Origin of the sequence: Pseudomonas hamedanensis (assembly GCF_014268595.2) — a bacterium.
GTDB lineage: Bacteria > Pseudomonadota > Gammaproteobacteria > Pseudomonadales > Pseudomonadaceae > Aquipseudomonas > Aquipseudomonas hamedanensis.
Window position 1 is genome coordinate 4,637,214 of the sequence record NZ_CP077091.1, and the last position, 17,149, is coordinate 4,654,362.

Here is a 17,149-nt window from a genome sequence, read left to right on the forward strand (position 1 = left end):
GAGCGGACGCAGAGCGTCCATGGCGGCATTCCCACGCAGAGCGTGGGAACGATCAATACAAGAAGGTGCTTTATGACCACAGCCAACGTATACCTACAACGCCCGACCACTGGCGCCCGTGCCGAGTCGTCGTTGCACCATGCCGACCTCGCCAGCCTGGTCGGCAAGGGCCGCAAGAACGCCGGCGTGATCGTGCGTGAAAAGAAACTCCTCGGCCATTTGACCATTCGTGGCGATGGCCACGACGCAGCGTTCGCCGCCGGCGTGCACAAGGCCCTCGGCATTGAATTGCCCGGCGCCCTCAGCGTCATCGTCAAAGGCGAAACCAGCCTGCAATGGATGGGCCCGGACGAGTGGCTGCTGATCGTGCCAAGCGGTGAAGAATTTGCCGCCGAACAGAAGCTGCGCGACGCGCTGGGCGATCTGCACATCGCGATCGTCAACGTCAGCGGCGGCCAGCAGATTCTCGAACTGAGCGGGCCGAACGTGCGTCAGGTGCTGATGAAGTCCACCAGCTATGACGTGCACCCGAACAACTTTCCGGTCGGCAAGGCTGTAGGCACGGTGTTCGCCAAGTCACAACTGATGATTCGTCACACGGCTGAAGACACTTGGGAATTGCTGATTCGCCGTAGCTTTTCCGATTACTGGTGGTTGTGGTTGCAGGATGCTTCGGCTGAGTACGGTTTGAGCGTTCAGGCTTGAAGCTGAATGGCCAGTGCCTGCTTCTGTGGCGAGGGGATTTATCCCCGTTGGGTGGCGAAGCCGCCCCAAAACCAATCACCGCAGTTCATCAGGTAGATCGAATTCACAGGTTTTGCGACTGCTTCGCAGCCGAACAGGGATAAATCCCCTCGCCACAGAAGCAGTGCAGCGCAGGTCAGCCTGGTTCAGAGTTCACTTTGCTCACCGTTGTTGTAACAGGAGTCACCGCACCATGAGCCGCGCCCCAGACACATGGATTCTGACCGCCGACTGCCCCAGCGTCCTCGGCACCGTGGACGCGGTGACGCGTTTTCTGTTCGAGCAGGGCTGTTATGTCACCGAGCACCACTCGTTCGATGATCGCCTCTCCGGGCGCTTCTTCATTCGTGTGGAATTCCGTCAGCCCGACGGCTTCGACGAACAGTCCTTCCGTGCAGGCTTGGCCGAGCGCGGGCAGGCCTTTGGCATGATCTTCGAGCTGACCGCGCCGAACTACCGGCCGAAAGTGGTGATCATGGTGTCCAAGGCCGATCACTGCCTCAACGACTTGCTCTACCGCCAGCGCATCGGCCAGTTGTCGATGGACGTGGCGGCGGTGGTGTCCAACCATCCGGATCTCAAGCCGCTGGCCGACTGGCACCAGATTCCCTACTACCATTTCCCTCTCGACCCCAACGACAAACCGGCGCAGGAGCGTCAGGTCTGGCAGGTGATCGAAGAGGCCGGTGCCGAACTGGTGATCCTCGCGCGCTACATGCAGGTGTTGTCACCGGAGCTGTGCCGCAAGCTCGACGGCAAGGCGATCAATATTCACCACTCGCTGCTGCCGGGCTTCAAGGGCGCCAAGCCGTATCACCAGGCCTACAACAAGGGCGTGAAACTGGTCGGCGCCACCGCGCACTACATCAACAACGATCTGGACGAAGGACCGATCATTGCCCAGGGCGTCGAGGCGGTGGATCACAGCCATTACCCCGAGGATCTGATTGCCAAGGGGCGGGATATCGAAGGCCTGACCTTGGCGCGGGCGGTTGGATATCACATTGAGCGGAGGGTGTTTCTCAACGCCAATCGCACGGTCGTTCTTTAGATCGCCATCGCGAGCAGGCTCACTCCTACAAGGGGTACGCATTCCAAATGTAGGAGTGAGCCTGCTCGCGATAGGGTCATAACAAACAACGCAAAACCCAACAAGCAATAACCCGAGCACTCAACGCGCTGCCCAACCGGGGCAACGCAGTTCCATAAAAACAACAGCGAGGTGAAAGCATGTCTGGCAATCGTGGTGTGGTGTATCTCGGCGCTGGCAAGGTCGAAGTACAGAAAATCGACTACCCGAAAATGCAGGACCCGCGCGGTCGCAAGATCGAGCACGGGGTCATTCTCAAAGTGGTCTCCACCAATATTTGCGGCTCCGACCAGCACATGGTGCGCGGCCGGACTACGGCGCAGACCGGTCTGGTGCTGGGCCATGAAATCACCGGTGAGGTGATCGAAAAAGGCTCCGACGTCGAAAACCTGAAGATCGGCGATCTGGTCTCCGTGCCGTTCAACGTCGCTTGCGGGCGCTGCCGTTCCTGCAAAGAGCAACACACCGGCGTCTGCCTGACCGTCAACCCGGCCCGTGCCGGTGGCGCATACGGCTATGTCGACATGGGTGACTGGACCGGTGGCCAGGCCGAATACGTGTTGGTGCCGTACGCCGATTTCAACCTGCTGAAACTGCCGGACCGCGACAAGGCCATGGAGAAAATCCGTGACCTGACCTGCCTCTCCGACATCCTCCCGACCGGTTACCACGGCGCCGTCACTGCCGGCGTTGGCCCGGGCAGCACCGTTTACATCGCAGGCGCCGGCCCGGTCGGTCTGGCCGCTGCTGCCTCCGCACGCCTACTGGGCGCGGCGGTGGTGATCATCGGCGACGTCAACACCATCCGCCTGGCCCACGCCAAGGCCCAGGGTTTTGAAATCGTCGACCTGTCCACCGACACGCCGCTGCACGAACAGATCGCCGCTCTGCTGGGCGAGCCGGAAGTCGACTGCGCAGTCGACTGCGTCGGTTTCGAAGCACGCGGCCATGGCCACGACGGCGTCAAGGCCGAAGCCCCGGCCACGGTGCTCAACTCACTGATGGGCGTGGTGCGGGTTGCCGGCAAGATCGGCATCCCGGGCCTGTACGTCACCGAAGATCCAGGTGCCGTCGACGCCGCCGCAAAAATGGGCAGCCTGAGCATCCGCTTCGGCCTGGGCTGGGCCAAATCCCACAGCTTCCACACCGGCCAGACCCCGGTGATGAAATACAACCGCCAACTGATGCAGGCAATCATGTGGGATCGCATCAACATCGCCGAAGTGGTCGGCGTGCAAGTCATCAGCCTTGATCAAGCGCCGGAAGGTTACGGCGAGTTCGATGCGGGTGTGCCGAAGAAGTTTGTGATTGATCCGCATAAGTTGTTTAGTGCGGCGTAAGGCTTTATTGCAACGCAAAACGGCGCCGTCTCAGACTGTGTGAAAACCTAGCAATCTGCGCAGGGCTCAAAGAAAATGCTCCGTATCGAAAGATACGGAGCATTTTTCGTTATGGCCTACATCCAAGAACAGTCCCGCAGCCAGACCAGCCTGTTCCCGGTCTCGCTGGAAGAGTTGATCCCCGAAGATCACCTCGTACGGGGCATTGATCTCTACGTCGCCAAGCTGGATCTGGTGCAACTGGGCTTTGATAAAGCGCTGCCCAAAGGCACCGGAGCAGCGAATGCTGGCGCATCCGCAGATGATGGCCAGCCGAAGATCCATCGTTGAGCACCCTTTCGGCAACCTCAAGCAATGGCTGTTTGGGAATGGTCGTTTCCTGCTGCGCCAGTTGGAGGGAGCAAAAGCAGAAATGGCCTTGGCGGTGAACGCCTATAACCTCAAGCGAGCGATTAGCGTGCTCGGAGCCCGCCAGCTGATGGCGCTGATGGGCTGAAAGGCCTTTTTTCGTCTGCTGCTCACACAAAACAAAACGCCCCGAACAAGTTCGGGGCGTTTGTTGGGCTGGCCTTCAGTGCGTTTTCACACAGTCTGGTCTGGCGCCGTTTTTTTGTGCAACTGTGTTCTGTTCTACTCGATAATCTGAACTTCTTCCGCCTGCATACCTTTATCTCCTTCTTTGGCAACGAATGACACCTTCTGCCCTTCGTTTAGACTTTTGAATCCATCCGATTGGATGGTTCTAAAATGGACGATAAGATCGTCACCACTCTGAGGCGTGATGAAACCATAACCTTTTTCATCGTTGAACCATTTGACCACACCGGTTTGTTTGTCTGACATGTCCATGCTTCCTGTTTGCTTTGTGTATCGATTCATATCCGAGCGATAGCGACCAGGATTTATCTGTTCCTTCTGTCGCGAACCAGTCGAACGTTGATTGCGTATTGCTGCCCTGTATCGCTTTTCATCACTTCATAACTGACCCTTCTTCCAGCCCTGATTTTTCCAATGATTGGGTCGTCAGGATCAACGCAAAAGATGATTGATGAGGGTTGGGCAATCACATCCTTTGCGGCGTCCTTCAACGGTCCGTTCACCGGCGGGATGATCGAGTCGTCGCGGTCTGACATTCGCTTTTCCATCGCAGTACCTCCCTCGAAATTGATCCGCGGCAAACTTGTCTCGAATTCAAATCTAAACAACTTGAATTCAGCAGGTAACTGTCAGGTTTGACAGTTTTTAGAAACGTTTTGGAATAGCCTGAATCTTGATTTGGAATGACCGGAACATGCCACCGGATCCCCGGTCAAACCGGCAGTTTGGTCGCCGTTGTCCGGCGGCAGCTTTTCCCAAGAGGATGTCTGAATGAATATTTCACGCGGTTTTGCCCTGGCATCGCTCCTGACCCTGGCCGCCGGGCCGGTGTTTGCCGGTTTCAGTCTGAATGACGTGGCCGGTGCGGTATCGGGCATGCAGGGTGGTGACAAGGCGGCCGCTGCCGCGCCGACTTCGGAGACCGCCGGTTTGCTCAGTGCGCTGAGTGCGCTGGATGTCACGCCGGAGCAAGCCGTCGGCGGCACCAGTGCGATGCTCGGGCTGGCGAAGAATCAGTTGAGCAGTACCGATTACTCGCAACTGGCCAAGGAAGTGCCGGGCATCGACAAGTTGTCCGGTGGCGGCGGCAACCTGGCGGCGCTGGGCGCGTTGCTCGGTTCGTCCGGCAAATCCGCAGGCCTGGAGAATGCGCTGGGCAACGTCAAGGACACCAATGACCTGAACAATGCCTTCAGCGCGTTGGGCATGGACAGCGGCATGATCGGCCAGTTTGCTCCGGTGCTGCTCCAGTACCTCGGTCAGCAGGGTGTCGGCGGTTCGCTGTTGAGCAGCCTGGGCAGCATCTGGGGCACGGGTACCGGCAGTTGATTCAACGGCGCTCGTTGCGCAGTTCGGCGATGCGCTGGTCCTTCTCGGTCCAGAGCTCGTTGACCCAGTTCTGGACGCGCTCGCGAAACGCCGGATCTTTCTCGTAATCGCCCTGCCACAGCGCCGGGTCGAGTTCGCGGGTCTGGATGTCGATGATCACGCGAGGCACGTTGCCGCTGATCAGGTCCCAGAAGCCCGGGATTTTTTCCTGCGGATAAACCACGGTGACGTCGAGCATGGCGTCGAGTTGTTCACCCAGCGCCGCCAGCACAAACGCCACGCCGCCGGCCTTGGGCTTGAGCAGGTGGTTGAACGGCGAAGTCTGCTGTGTGCTTTTCGCTGCGGTGTAGCGGGTGCCTTCCAGATAATTCACCACCGTCACCGGCTGGCGCTTGAACAGCTCGCAGGCCTGTTTGGTGATTTCCAGATCCTTGCCGGCCAGTTCCGGGTTTTTCGCCAGAAACGCCTTGGTGTAGCGCTTCATGAAGGGGTAATCCAGCGCCCACCACGCCAGGCCCAGAAACGGCACCCAGATCAGCTCTTTCTTCAGGAAGAATTTGAAGAACGGCGTACGCCGGTTGAGCGTCTGGATCAGCGCCGGAATATCGACCCAGGATTGATGATTGCTGACCACCAGATACGAGGTGTCGCGACGCAGATCGTCGCCACCGCGAATGTCCCACTGCGTCGGAATGCACCACTGAAAGATCAATTTGTCGATCTCGGCCCAGGTCTCGGCAATCCACATCACCGCCCATGATGCGTAGTCACGCCAGCGCCCGGGTGCGACCAGTTTGAGCAGGGCGAACACCATCAACGGCCCGATCAGGATCAGGGTGTTGAGCAACAGCAGCAGGGTGACGAAACAGCCGGTGAGCAGGCGGCGCATAAGCAACTCTTTGAAGTCCGGTGGGCGGGCCATGATAAGCAGCTTCACGCAGCAGGCCAAATCGGCGCTGACGAATGTTTCACTTTTTGCCGGGTATGCTTCGCTCAAGTGTTGTGTTGACTGAGTTGGCCCCTTCGCGAGCAAGCCCGCTCCCACAATTTGAAATGCGTTCACCCTGTGGGAGCGGGCTTGCCCGCGAAGGCGGCCGATGGCGAACGAATGACTTCGCTGGTGTCTAAAATCTCGCGCCTGCCGCCCTTAAATTTTTCCAAGGAAGCCCCCTTACGTGAAATCCCTCCTTGCTCTGTTTGCCCTTGTCGCCCTGCCGGTCATGGCCGCCGAGCCGACCCTGTACGGGCGTTACGAATACATCGCGCTGCCGGAAATCGGCGGCGAAGTGCTCAAGGCCAAGATGGACACCGGCGCGCTGACCGCCTCGCTGTCGGCCAAGGACATCGAGACCTTCACCCGCGATGGCGAAGACTGGGTGCGTTTCCGCCTCGCCACCAAGGACGCCAGCAACAAGGTCTTCGAACACAAGGTGGCGCGCATCAGCAAGATCAAAAGCCGCTCCGACGAGGACGATGAAGAGCGCGACGCCAGCGATGCCGCCAAGCGCCCGGTGGTCGATCTGGAATTGTGCCTGGGCAACGTCAAGCGCACCGTCGAGGTCAACCTTACCGATCGCAGCCACTTCAATTACCCGCTGCTGATCGGTGCCAAGGCCTTGCGCGAGTTCGGCGCGGCAGTCAATCCGGCACGGCGCTACACCGCCGACAAGCCTGACTGCTAAGTGGTCTGATTGACGTAACGCCGGGCTTGGGGCACCGTTCGCGCATTACCTGCCACGGGCTCGGACGCCATGCCGCACATTCTGATTGTCGAAGACGAAGCGGCGATTGCCGACACGCTGATATTTGCCTTGCAGGGCGAGGGGTTCACCACCACGTGGCTGAGCCTCGGCGCGGCGGCGCTGGAACACCAGCGGCAGACGCCGGCCGATCTGATCATTCTCGACATCGGCCTGCCGGACATCAGTGGCTTCGAGACCTGCAAGCAACTGCGGCGCTTCACCGAAGTGCCGGTGCTGTTCCTCAGCGCACGGGATGCCGAGATCGACCGCGTGGTGGGGCTGGAGATCGGCGCAGACGATTACGTGGTCAAGCCGTTCAGCCCGCGCGAAGTGGCGGCGCGGGTCAAAGCCATCCTCAAGCGCATCGCGCCGCGCCCCTCCGTGGATACCGGTTCCACGTTGTTTCGCATCGATCCCGAACGCGTACAAATCAGCTATCGCGGCCAGCCACTGAGCCTGACCCGTCATGAATTCCGTCTGCTGCAATGCCTGCTCGAACAGCCCGAGCGGGTTTTCAGCCGCGAGCAATTGCTCGACGCGCTGGGCGTTGCCGCTGATGCCGGTTACGAACGCAGCATCGACAGCCACATCAAAAGCGTACGTGCCAAGCTGCGCCTGGTGCGCGCCGACGCCGAGCCGATCCAGACCCATCGCGGCCTCGGCTACAGCTACAGTCCGGGGCATAGCTGATGTCGTTGGGCCTGCGCATTTTCCTGGTGTACGTGCTGTTTGTCGGCCTGACCGGTTATTTCGTACTGAACACGGTGATGGAGGAAATCCGCCCCGGCGTGCGCCAGTCCACCGAAGAGACACTGGTCGATACCGCCAACCTGATGGCGGAAATCCTGCGCGACGATTTCAAGGCCGGCACCCTCAGCGAGAACCGCTGGCCGCAATTGCTGCGTGCCTATGGCGAGCGCCAGCCGCAGGCGACGATTTGGGGCCTGCCGAAGAATCAGGTCAACCACCGCATCTATGTCACCGACGCCAAAGGCATCGTCGTGCTCGATTCCAGTGGCGTGGCGGTCGGTCAGGATTACTCGCGCTGGAATGACGTCTACCTGACCCTGCGCGGCGAGTACGGCGCGCGCTCCAGCCGCAGCGATGCCGGTGATCCGGGTTCGTCAGTCATGCACGTCGGCGCGCCGATCCGTGACAACGGCAAGATCATCGGCGTGGTCACCGTGGCCAAACCCAACAGTTCGCTGCAGCCGTATGTCGATCGCACTGAACGGCGCCTGCTGATTTACGGTGCCGGCCTGATCGGCCTCGGTCTGTTGTTCGGCGCCTTGCTGTCGTGGTGGCTGAGCCGCGCGCTGCATCGCCTGACCGGTTATGCGCAAGCCGTGAGCGAAGGGCGGCGGGTGGAAGTGCCGCACTATCGCGGCGGTGAACTTGCGCAACTCGCCACGGCGGTCGAGCAGATGCGCACGCAACTGGAAGGCAAGGCCTACGTCGAGCGCTATGTGCACACGCTGACCCACGAACTGAAAAGCCCGCTGGCGGCGATTCGCGGTGCGGCGGAGTTGCTGCTGGCGGACATGCCAACGGTTCAGCGCCTGCGCTTTGTCGGCAATATCGACAGCGAAAGTGCGCGCATGCAACAGTTGATCGAACGCTTGCTCAACCTGGCGCAGGTCGAACAACGCCAAGGCCTGGAAGAGCGAGTGGCGGTGCCGCTTTCGGTGTTGGTCGAGCAACTATTGAGCGCCCAAGCGGCGCGGATCGAGGGGAAACAACTGCGTGTCGAGCAAGCGATCGGCAGCGATCTGCTGCTGATTGGCGAGCCGTTCCTGCTGCGCCAGGCCTTGGGCAATCTGCTGGAAAACGCGCTCGATTTCACCCCGGCGCAAGGCGTGTTGCGCTTCAGTGCCGAGCGGGTCGGCGAGCAGATCGAATGTCGTCTGTTCAACCAAACCGCGCCGATCCCCGATTACGCCTTGCCGCGTTTGACCGAGCGGTTCTACTCGTTGCCGCGCCCGGACACCGGGCGCAAAAGTACCGGGCTGGGGCTGAATTTTGTCGAGGAAGTGGTCAAGTTGCATGGCGGGACAATGCGGATTCGTAACGTCGAAAAGGGTGTTGAGGTGACGTTGCGCCTGCCTTGAGCTGATCCCTGTGGCGAGGGAGCTTGCTCCCGCTGGGCTGCGAAGCGGCCCCGGGTCCATGCGCCTCGGTGTGTGTGCTGAGTCGCTGATAAAGGCTTACGACGACTGCGTCGCCGAGCGGGAGCAAGCTCCCTCGCCACAGGGGCCGGTGCATTTTCCACACAATCTCCATATTTCCCCCACATTCCCACCACACCGCATCGCCAGACTCCCCCTCATCCAAACAGGGAGAGTCCCATGAACAAGAATCTGACCATCAAGCTCGGCGCCATTGCCCTGCTGATCCTGCTGTTGCTGATCCCGTTGCTGATGATCGACGGCGTCATCGACGAGCGTCAGCAACTGCGCGACGGCGTGCTCGAAGACATCGCCCGCAGTTCCAGTTATAGCCAGCAACTGAGCGGGCCGGTGATGGTGGTGCCGTATCGCAAAGTGATCCATAACTGGAAGACCCACGATAAAACCAACAAGCGCTATGACGAACCGACTGAGGAGCGCGGTCGTCTGTATTTCCTGCCGGAGCGCTTCGAACTCGACGGCCAGGTGCAGACCGAGCTGCGCGCCCGGGGCATTTATGAAGCGCGGCTGTTTCACGCCGATAACCGCATCAACGGTCATTTCTCGTTACCGGCGCAGTTGGGGATTAAAGAAGACTTCAGCGATTACCGTTTTGACGCGCCGTTCCTCGCGGTCGGTATCAGCGACATCCGCGGGATCGAAAACGCACTGCAACTGGAACTCGACGGCCAGCGCCTGGATTTCGTTCCGGGGACTCAAGTCGGCTGGCTCGGAGAAGGCGTTCGCGTGACGCTGCCGCTGCTGGACACCGGCAAAACCACCGAGCTGAGCTTTGGTTTCGACCTGCGCCTGCAAGGCACCGGTTCATTGCAGGTGTTGCCGGTGGGCAAGACCAGCAGCGTCAGCCTGACTGCCAACTGGCCGCACCCCAGTTTTGTCGGCAACTTTCTGCCGGGCAAACGGGAGATCAGCGACGCCGGTTTCAGTGCTGACTGGCAGACCACTTTCTTCTCTACCAACCTGCAAGACGCCATGAGCCGTTGCGTCAATAGCAACGAGTGCGAGGCGTTTACCGGCCGCAGCTTCGGCGTGAGCTTCATCGATCCGGTGGATCAGTACCTGAAAAGCGATCGGGCGATCAAATACGCGCTGCTGTTCATCGTCCTGACGTTCGCCGGTTTCTTCCTCTTCGAAGTGCTCAAGAGCCTGGCGGTGCACCCTGTGCAATACGCCTTGGTCGGCGTGGCGCTGGCGTTCTTTTATCTGTTACTGCTGTCGTTGTCGGAACACATCGGTTTTGCCCTGGCGTACGTGCTGTCGGCCAGTGGCTGCGTGCTACTGATCGGTTTCTATGTCAGTCATGTGCTGCGCAGCGCGTGGCATGGCTTGAGTTTTTCGGCCGGGCTGGCGGCGTTGTACGGCCTGCTTTATGGCTTGCTGAGCGCCGAGGATTACGCGCTGTTGATGGGCTCGCTGCTGCTGTTCGGCTTGCTCGGAGTGTTCATGGTGCTGACACGCAAACTGGACTGGTACGGGATTGGTTTGAAACCGGCCAAACCGCTGGAGTTTGATGTGGAGGTGATGCAATGAGCGGGTTGGGCTTGCGCGAGGATCAGCATTGGAAGGACGGATTGGTGATGCGGCTTATCGGGCTTTTGCCTGTGGAACCGAGGTGGGGCCATCGCGAGCAGGCTCACTCCTACAGGGGAACGCGGTCAACTGTGGGAGTGAGCCTGCTCGCGATAGGGGCCGAGCAAGCGCCGCAGAATCAGGACTTGGGCATTGTTGCAACCATGGACGGTCGCTGACTCACCTCAAAATACCAGTTGGTCAGTTGCGGGTTGGCCGCGCGCCAGTCCAGGTCGGGGAAGCGCAGGTCGAGATAACCCAGCGCACACGCCACGCTGATCGCCGCGACATCGAAATGGCTGGTCAGCTCGGCGATCGCATCCTGTTCCAGCACGGCCAGGGCGCGGCGAATCTTGTCGCGCTGGGCGTCGAGCCATTCGTCCCAGTGCTTCTCTACCGGGCGTAAAACGGTTTCGTATCGCACCATCACCGAGGCATCCATGATCCCGTCGGCCATCGATGCCAGGGTCAGCCGCCGCCAGCGCGCCGCGCCTTCGCGGGGGATCAGCGGGTTGCCGACGTGCTGCTGGTCGAGGTATTCGAGGATCACCCGGCTGTCATGGATGACGTTGCCATCGGCCAGGCGCAGGGCGGGGATCTTGCTCAGCGGGTTGTCGGCGATCAGCGCCGGGTCCGGGCTGACCGGGCTGAGCACACAGTCTTGCAGGGCGACGCGATCCTGCTGACCGGTTTCGTGCAGCAGCACCATGACCTTGCGGACGAAGGGCGACAGGGTGTTGTGGTACAGGGTCATGCTGGGGGCGGACATGGGCAAGGTCTCGATCAGGACTATGATCGGGCAGCATAGCCTGTTACCGATCCCTTGTAGGAGTGAGCCTGCTCGCGATGACGTTGGGTCAGTCAACATCGATGTTGAACATTAGTCCGCTATCGCGAGCAGGCTCACTCCTACACGGGATTTCAGCTTCGCCGCATTAATCCCTTTATGGCCAAGAATGCCGGCACGCCAAGCCCGACCCAGCTCAACGCATCCCAGAGTCCATCCCCGAGCAACGCCGCAAACAGCCCACCGGCACTGAGCAGCGCAAGCACAATCGGCGTGCTGAAGACTTTCCAGAAACTCGACTGACGCGGTTTCATGCCGAAGCCTCCGTGGTTTCCAGCACCGGTCTGGCCGCTTTACGCCGCACCACCCACAGATACACGCCGCTCGTCAGCACAACGATAGTCAGCACATCCAGCGTCGCCCAAAGGATTTTCATCGGCATGCCGCCGTAATCACCGAAGTGCAGCGGCTGCGACATGCCCATGGCGTCCATGTACCACGGGCGTTCGGCCACGGCGGTGACTTGCAGGGTCGTGGCATCGATCAGCACCGGCGTCAGCAGGTGCGAGGTGAGGTGCGTGCCGCCCTTCATGAACACCGAGTAATGGTGTTCGCTGGAGAATCGTGTGCCGGGGAAAGCGATGAAGTCGGGTTTCATGCCCGGTGCCACTTCAGCGGCGATATCGAGCAGGCGCGTGGCCGGTGCCAGTCTGGTTAGCGGCGGTGCATCGCGATACGGCGCGATCAGCGTGGTCAGCGCGTCGTTGCGCCACGCGGCGATCAGCAGGTCGGCGCAGGCGCTGATCACCCCGGTCACGCCCACCACCAGGCACCACGTCAGGGTCACGACGCCAATCAGGTTATGCAGGTCGAGCCAGCGCAGGCGCGTGGATTTGTCCTGGCGCACGGTGCCGAACTTCAAGCGGCGCATGAACGGCAGGTACAGCACCGTTCCGGAGACAATCGCCACGACAAACAGCAGACCCATGAACGCCAGCAGCAGCTTGCCAGGCAATCCGGCAAACATGTCGACGTGCAGGCGCAGGATGAACAGCATCAAGCCGCCGTTGGCCGAAGGCGTTTCCAGCGCTTCACCGGTGCGCGCATCGAGCATGAACGTGTGGGAAGCGTTCGGCTCGGTGCCGGCGGTTTTTGCCATGATGGTCAGCACGGCGTTCGGCTCATCGTCGTCGAAGCCGAAGTACTGCACGACGTCATCAGGGCGATGTTTTTCGGCCGCTGCGACCAACTGCGCCAGATTCAGCCGCGGTGTGTCGGCGGGCATCTCGCGCACTTCAGGTGCATCGCCGAGCAGGTGCTCGATCTCGTGATGGAAAATCAGCGGCAGACCGGTCAATGCCAGCATCAGCAAAAACACGGTGCAGATCAGGCTGGTCCAGGTGTGGATGAACGACCAGCGACGAATTGTTTTACTTTTCATTTCATGACCTTCAAAAGCACCAAAGCCGTCCACGGAGGACGGCCTGGTAACAGGGCCTGTTTCAGCTCACTGGCTTACCATTTGTAAGTCGCGCTGGCGACCACGCTGCGCTGGTCGCCGTAATAGCAATAGAAGCCGTCGCAGGTGGAAATGTAGTCTTTATCGAACAGGTTGGTCGCGTTGACTGCCAGCGACGCGCCTTTGAGGCTGTTGTCCAGGCGGCCGAGGTCGTAATGCACCGAAGCGTCGAACACGGTGTAGGCGTCAGCCTTGCCCAGCCAGGTGTTGGCCTTGTCGCCGTAGGTGTTGCCGGTGTAACGCACGCCGGCGCCCACGCCGAAACCGTCGAGCACGCCAGTGTGCCAGGTGTAGTCGGTCCACAGCGAGGCTTGCTGGTTCGGCATCAATTGCAGGCGGTTGCCCTTGTCGACGCCGTTCTGCACTTCGGACTTGGCCAGGGTGTAGGCGGCGATGATTTTCAGGTTGTCGGTCACGTCGGAGACCGCTTCCAGTTCCAGGCCCTTGACCTTCACTTCGCCGGCCTGGCTGGTGATCGAGACATTGTTGACGAAGGTGTTGACCGACACGTTCTTCTGGGTGAGGTCATACACGGCGGCGGTCAGCAGGGTCTTGCTGCCCGGTGGCTGGTATTTGATACCCAGTTCCCACTGCTTGCCTTCGGTTGGCTTGAGCGAACCGGTCGAGGTGGCGTCAGCGCCCGTGGTCGGCTGGAAGGATTCGGCGTACGACAGGTACGGTACAAAGCCGTTGTCGAACACGTAGCTGAGCGCGGCGTTGCCGCTGAATTGTTTGTCGCGCTGGGTATTTGTCGCATCGCCCTTGTTGAAGAACTCAGTGCTGGTGTGCACCCAGTCTTCACGGCCGCCGAGGGTCAGGCGCCATTGGTCGAGGGCCATCTGGTCCTGCACATAGAGACCGGTCTGGAAGGTTTTCTGGTTGTAGTCGTAAAACGCTGTGGAGCGCGCCGGGCGCACGATCGGCTGGCCGTAGATCGGCGTGATCACGTTGGTGGTCAGGCCATCGCCGAAGATTGAGGTGTAGTTGGTGTTGCTGCGTTGGTGGTCCAGGCCCAGCAGCAGGGTGTGGCGGATATCACCGGTAGAGAAGTCGGCCTGGAAGTTGTTGTCGACGGCGAACTGGCTGATGTCCTCGTCGACGCTCGTGCTGGTGCGGCCGACGTTGCCCTGCTCATCCACGGTCGTGAACGGGTAGGAACCGGGCGTCAGCGACTGGAACGACAAATCCGACTTGGTATAACGCAGGTTCTGCTTGAACTGCCAGACATCGTTCAACCGATGCTCAAAGGCGTAACCCAGCGCGTAGTAAGTGCGGTCGTAATATTCCCAGTCCGGATCGCCGAGATTTTTATGGTGAGAAATATCACCGAACGGCGATTTGATTTTGGTGCCCTGGATCGGCAAAAACTGGCTGGTGATGCCGGTATCGTCGCGGGTGAACTGGCTCAGCAGGGTGAATTTGGTGTCGTCATCGATATTCCAGGTCAGGCTCGGCGCGATGTTGTAGCGCTTGTTGTCGACATGATCGACCTGCGTGCCGCTGTCGCGCACCACGCCGCTGATGCCGTAGAGAAACTGCCCGGCGTCATCGATCTTGCCGGTGCTGGCAAAGTTGATCTGGCGGTGATTGTCGCTGCCGTATTGCAGCTGGATTTCGCTGCTGGCTTCGGCGCTGGGACGCCGGCTGACCATGTCGAGCAGGCCGCCCGGCGGGGTCTGGCCGTACACCGACGAGGCCGGGCCGCGCAGCAGGGCGAGGCGGTCGAGGTTCCAGGTTTCCTGTTTCGGGTTGGCGTACACGCCCTTGGGCAGCGGCAGGCCATCGAGGAATTGGGTCGGTTCGAAACCGCGTACACGCAGCCAGTCAGCGCGCGTGTCGCTGCCGTAGCTGCTGGCGGTGATACCCGGCATGTAGCGCACGGCGTCATCGAGGCTGTGCACGCTGCGGTCGTCCATTTGCTGACGGGTGGCAACGGAAATCGAACGCGGTGCTTCGACCAGTGCGGTGTCGGTCTTGGTACCGGCGGCGGTGCGGGTCGCGGTATAGCCCTCGACCGGGCCCCAGGCACTTTCCAGGTTTTCCACGCCGATGATCGCGGTTTCCGGCAGGGCCATCGTGCCGTCGGGCACGGCCACCAGGGTGAAGGTGCCGGCGCTGCTTTGTTCCAGTTGCAGACCGGTGCCGCGCAGCGCTGCACGCAGGGCGCCGGCAGGGTCATATTGACCGTTGACCGGCGCCGAGGTCTTGCCGGCCGCCAGCGACGGGTTCAGCGACAGCGCGAGGCCGCCCTGGCTGGCGATCTGGTTCAGCGTGGTCGACAGCGGCGCCGCCGGCAGGTTGTAGGCGCGCACGCTGGACGCTTGTTCAGCAGCGAGCAGCGGGCTGCTGATCAGCGGTGTCCCGCAAGCAATGGCAATGGCAAGCAGACTGGGACGCAACAAGGTGTCTAGCGAACGGGACATACGGCGGCTCCTGAATGGAAATATTTCTCAATTGCCTGTGTGCCGGACGAGATTCGAAAAGTGATAGGGCTGGGTGGAAATTATTTCGGTTTACCGGGGCTGCCGATATCTGGGTTGAGCCTGTTTCTGGTGCTGTGGCTAACGGCCCATTCGCGAGCAAGCCCGCTCCCACAAGGAGAATGCATTTCAAATGTGGGAGGGGGCTTGCTCCCGAAGGCGGCCGCTCAGACGCCGCATTACTCGGGTTTGGTCTCAGCCTTCGCCACGGTCACCCAATACTGTGTGTGCCGCTCGATCTGCACCGGCAGGGTCGGCAGCAATGCGCTCAGGGCTTTTTCGGTGTCATGCAACGGGAAGCTGCCGGTGATGCGCAGATCCGCCACGTCCGGCGCCACGCCCAGATGGCCGCGCCGATAGCGTCCCAGCTCCTGCACCAGATCCCCTAGCCGCGCGTTGTCCACCACCAGCATGCCGCGCGTCCACGCATCGGCGCCGGGGTTGAGCGCGACAATTGAGCCTAGCCCGTCGCTGCGCAACAGCGCTTGCTGGCCTTCGCGCAGAATCTGTTCTGCCGGATTGCCTTGCGCCTGTGCGGCGACCGCCGACTGCAACACGCTCAGGCGCGTGCCTTGCTCTTCGCGCTTGACCAGAAACCGTGTACCCAGGGCGCGCATGCTGCCTTCGCGGGTTTCGACGATGAACGGCCGCGCATCGCCATGGCCAGTCTCGACGAGGATTTCGCCTTCCTGCAGCACGACCAAACGGCGCTGCTCATCGAAGCGCACATCCACCGCGCTGTGGGTGTTGAGATTGAGCAGGGTGCCGTCGGGCAAGCGCAGGGTGCGCTGTTCGCCGGTGGCGGTGCGCTGATCGGCGAGCCAGTAGTCCAGCGGCAGATAACGCTCACTGACAAATAACCCCAGACCGATGATCACGACGACGCTGGCCAGCCCGCTGCCGAGTTTGCGCACGCGCCGACGGATGCCTTCGCGCGATTGCAGCAACGCACTTCGGGCCGGGCCCTTGGCAACGCTGAAGCGCTGATCGAGCATGCCCAACTGGCGCCAGGCACGGGCGTGTTCTTCATGGGCCGCGTGCCATTTGGCGAACTCCTCGCGTTCCAGCGCGGTGCTCGAATCGAGGGTCAACTGCCAGGCAATCGCCGCGTCCAGCACATGGGCCGGTACCGGTCTGGAACTGGCCGGGCTCATGTCGGCTCACCGTACAGCGCCACGTAACACTGGCGCAGGCCTTGCGCCAGATACTGCCGCACGCGCGGCACCGAGACGCCCAGCTTGTCGGCGATTTCGGCGTGGCTGAGGCCATCGAGGCGGTTATACAGGAAGGCGGCGCGGGCCTTGGTCGACAGCTTGCCGAGCAGGCGGTCGATGGCCTTGAGGTCGTCGAGGATCATCTGCTGTTCTTCCACCGACGGTTGTTCGCCTGCGGGGATCAGCATCAACTCGGTGAGGTAGGCCTGTTCCAGCGCGGCGCGGCGGAAGTAATCGAACAGCAGGCCTTTGGCGATCGCCACCAGAAACGCCCGTGGTTCGCGTGGTGTCAGCAGTTCGTCGCGGTTGAGCAGGCGCACAAACGTGTCTTGGCTCAAGTCCTCGGCGCGTTGCGGGCAGGCGACATTGCGCCGCAACCACGCCAGCAGCCAAGCGCGATGATCGCGATACATCGCACCGACGAGCTCACTGCGGGGACTTGGGACTGACGACACCGGACATCACCGATTGGGAAATATTAACTAACGCGAATTGTTCGCGATTCTGGCAGAGGTGGGAATGGTTAGCAATTGGCCACTGGTCAGGTGATAT

At 60.8% G+C, this 17,149-nt stretch carries 18 protein-coding genes and 1 pseudogene; 10 read left to right on the plus strand and 9 right to left on the minus strand.

Annotated features, from left to right (window positions below; genetic code table 11):
- The first annotated feature begins 72 nt into the window (after positions 1-72).
- The 5 genes and pseudogenes from HU739_RS20180 to HU739_RS20200 all read left to right on the plus strand — a co-directional run.
- On the plus strand, positions 73-705 hold the full coding sequence (locus HU739_RS20180; RefSeq protein WP_186549220.1) for a sarcosine oxidase subunit gamma: 633 nt from the start codon (positions 73-75) through the stop codon (positions 703-705).
- Positions 706-937: 232 nt separating this feature from the next.
- Entirely contained in the window at positions 938-1,795 is an 858-nt protein-coding gene (gene purU, locus HU739_RS20185) for a formyltetrahydrofolate deformylase (protein ID WP_007959808.1), read from the plus strand.
- 179 nt (positions 1,796-1,974) lie between these two features.
- The gene (fdhA, locus tag HU739_RS20190; RefSeq protein ID WP_186549217.1) at positions 1,975-3,174 is read left to right on the plus strand and encodes a formaldehyde dehydrogenase, glutathione-independent; all 1,200 of its coding nucleotides are present in this window, start codon (positions 1,975-1,977) and stop codon (positions 3,172-3,174) included.
- A gap of 111 nt (positions 3,175-3,285) precedes the next feature.
- Positions 3,286-3,504: a hypothetical protein gene (locus HU739_RS20195; protein ID WP_186549215.1), complete on the plus strand. Its 219-nt coding sequence runs from the start codon at positions 3,286-3,288 to the stop codon at positions 3,502-3,504.
- Positions 3,449-3,670, plus strand: a pseudogene (locus tag HU739_RS20200) (transposase); the annotation flags it as partial. The gene HU739_RS20195 and the pseudogene HU739_RS20200, both read left to right, overlap by 56 nt.
- Before the next feature lie 134 nt (positions 3,671-3,804).
- Here the strand turns inward: HU739_RS20200 and HU739_RS20205 are convergent.
- Together HU739_RS20205 and HU739_RS20210 are read right to left on the minus strand one after the other, a co-directional pair.
- The gene (locus tag HU739_RS20205; RefSeq protein WP_186549212.1) at positions 3,805-4,017 is read right to left on the minus strand and encodes a cold-shock protein; all 213 of its coding nucleotides are present in this window, start codon (positions 4,015-4,017) and stop codon (positions 3,805-3,807) included.
- A 59-nt stretch (positions 4,018-4,076) separates the two neighbouring features.
- A complete protein-coding gene (locus HU739_RS20210; RefSeq protein WP_225922753.1) occupies positions 4,077-4,307 on the minus strand; it encodes a hypothetical protein in 231 nt (76 codons plus the stop codon).
- Between the two features lie 235 nt (positions 4,308-4,542).
- Between HU739_RS20210 and HU739_RS20215 the strand changes: the two genes are divergently transcribed.
- On the plus strand, positions 4,543-5,100 hold the full coding sequence (locus HU739_RS20215) for a DUF2780 domain-containing protein (RefSeq protein WP_186549208.1): 558 nt from the start codon (positions 4,543-4,545) through the stop codon (positions 5,098-5,100).
- A 1-nt stretch (position 5,101) separates the two neighbouring features.
- On the opposite strand, the gene HU739_RS20220 is transcribed toward HU739_RS20215, so the two are convergent.
- Positions 5,102-5,989: an acyltransferase gene (locus HU739_RS20220; RefSeq protein WP_186549205.1), complete on the minus strand. Its 888-nt coding sequence runs from the start codon at positions 5,987-5,989 to the stop codon at positions 5,102-5,104.
- 286 nt (positions 5,990-6,275) lie between these two features.
- Here HU739_RS20220 and rloA2 point away from each other — a divergent pair, with 286 nt between their 5' ends.
- From rloA2 to creD, 4 genes are all read left to right on the plus strand, one after another.
- Positions 6,276-6,782, plus strand: coding sequence for a retropepsin-like aspartic peptidase RloA2 (rloA2, locus tag HU739_RS20225; protein ID WP_186549203.1), 507 nt, complete (start codon positions 6,276-6,278; stop codon positions 6,780-6,782).
- A gap of 69 nt (positions 6,783-6,851) precedes the next feature.
- A complete protein-coding gene (gene creB / locus HU739_RS20230) occupies positions 6,852-7,532 on the plus strand; it encodes a two-component system response regulator CreB (protein ID WP_186549201.1) in 681 nt (226 codons plus the stop codon).
- Positions 7,532-8,950, plus strand: coding sequence for a two-component system sensor histidine kinase CreC (creC, locus tag HU739_RS20235; protein WP_186549199.1), 1,419 nt, complete (start codon positions 7,532-7,534; stop codon positions 8,948-8,950). The genes creB and creC overlap by 1 nt, the downstream gene beginning before the upstream one ends.
- Before the next feature lie 237 nt (positions 8,951-9,187).
- Complete coding sequence (gene creD, locus HU739_RS20240) at positions 9,188-10,558, plus strand: cell envelope integrity protein CreD (protein ID WP_186549197.1); 1,371 nt, start codon at positions 9,188-9,190, stop codon at positions 10,556-10,558.
- Between the two features lie 178 nt (positions 10,559-10,736).
- On the opposite strand, the gene HU739_RS20245 is transcribed toward creD, so the two are convergent.
- From HU739_RS20245 to HU739_RS20270, 6 genes are all read right to left on the minus strand, one after another.
- Positions 10,737-11,366 (minus strand): glutathione S-transferase, encoded by a 630-nt coding sequence (locus tag HU739_RS20245; RefSeq protein ID WP_186549195.1) that lies wholly within the window; start codon positions 11,364-11,366, stop codon positions 10,737-10,739.
- A gap of 152 nt (positions 11,367-11,518) precedes the next feature.
- Positions 11,519-11,698: a hypothetical protein gene (locus HU739_RS20250; protein WP_186549193.1), complete on the minus strand. Its 180-nt coding sequence runs from the start codon at positions 11,696-11,698 to the stop codon at positions 11,519-11,521.
- A complete protein-coding gene (locus HU739_RS20255; protein WP_186549191.1) occupies positions 11,695-12,825 on the minus strand; it encodes a PepSY-associated TM helix domain-containing protein in 1,131 nt (376 codons plus the stop codon). The genes HU739_RS20250 and HU739_RS20255 overlap by 4 nt, the downstream gene beginning before the upstream one ends.
- Positions 12,826-12,899: 74 nt before the next feature.
- Entirely contained in the window at positions 12,900-15,326 is a 2,427-nt protein-coding gene (locus tag HU739_RS20260; protein ID WP_186549189.1) for a TonB-dependent siderophore receptor, read from the minus strand.
- 236 nt (positions 15,327-15,562) lie between these two features.
- A complete protein-coding gene (locus HU739_RS20265; RefSeq protein ID WP_186549187.1) occupies positions 15,563-16,537 on the minus strand; it encodes a FecR domain-containing protein in 975 nt (324 codons plus the stop codon).
- Positions 16,534-17,010, minus strand: coding sequence for an RNA polymerase sigma factor (locus HU739_RS20270; RefSeq protein WP_189684247.1), 477 nt, complete (start codon positions 17,008-17,010; stop codon positions 16,534-16,536). Before HU739_RS20270 ends, HU739_RS20265 begins: the two co-directional genes overlap by 4 nt.
- Positions 17,011-17,149: the final 139 nt, after the last annotated feature.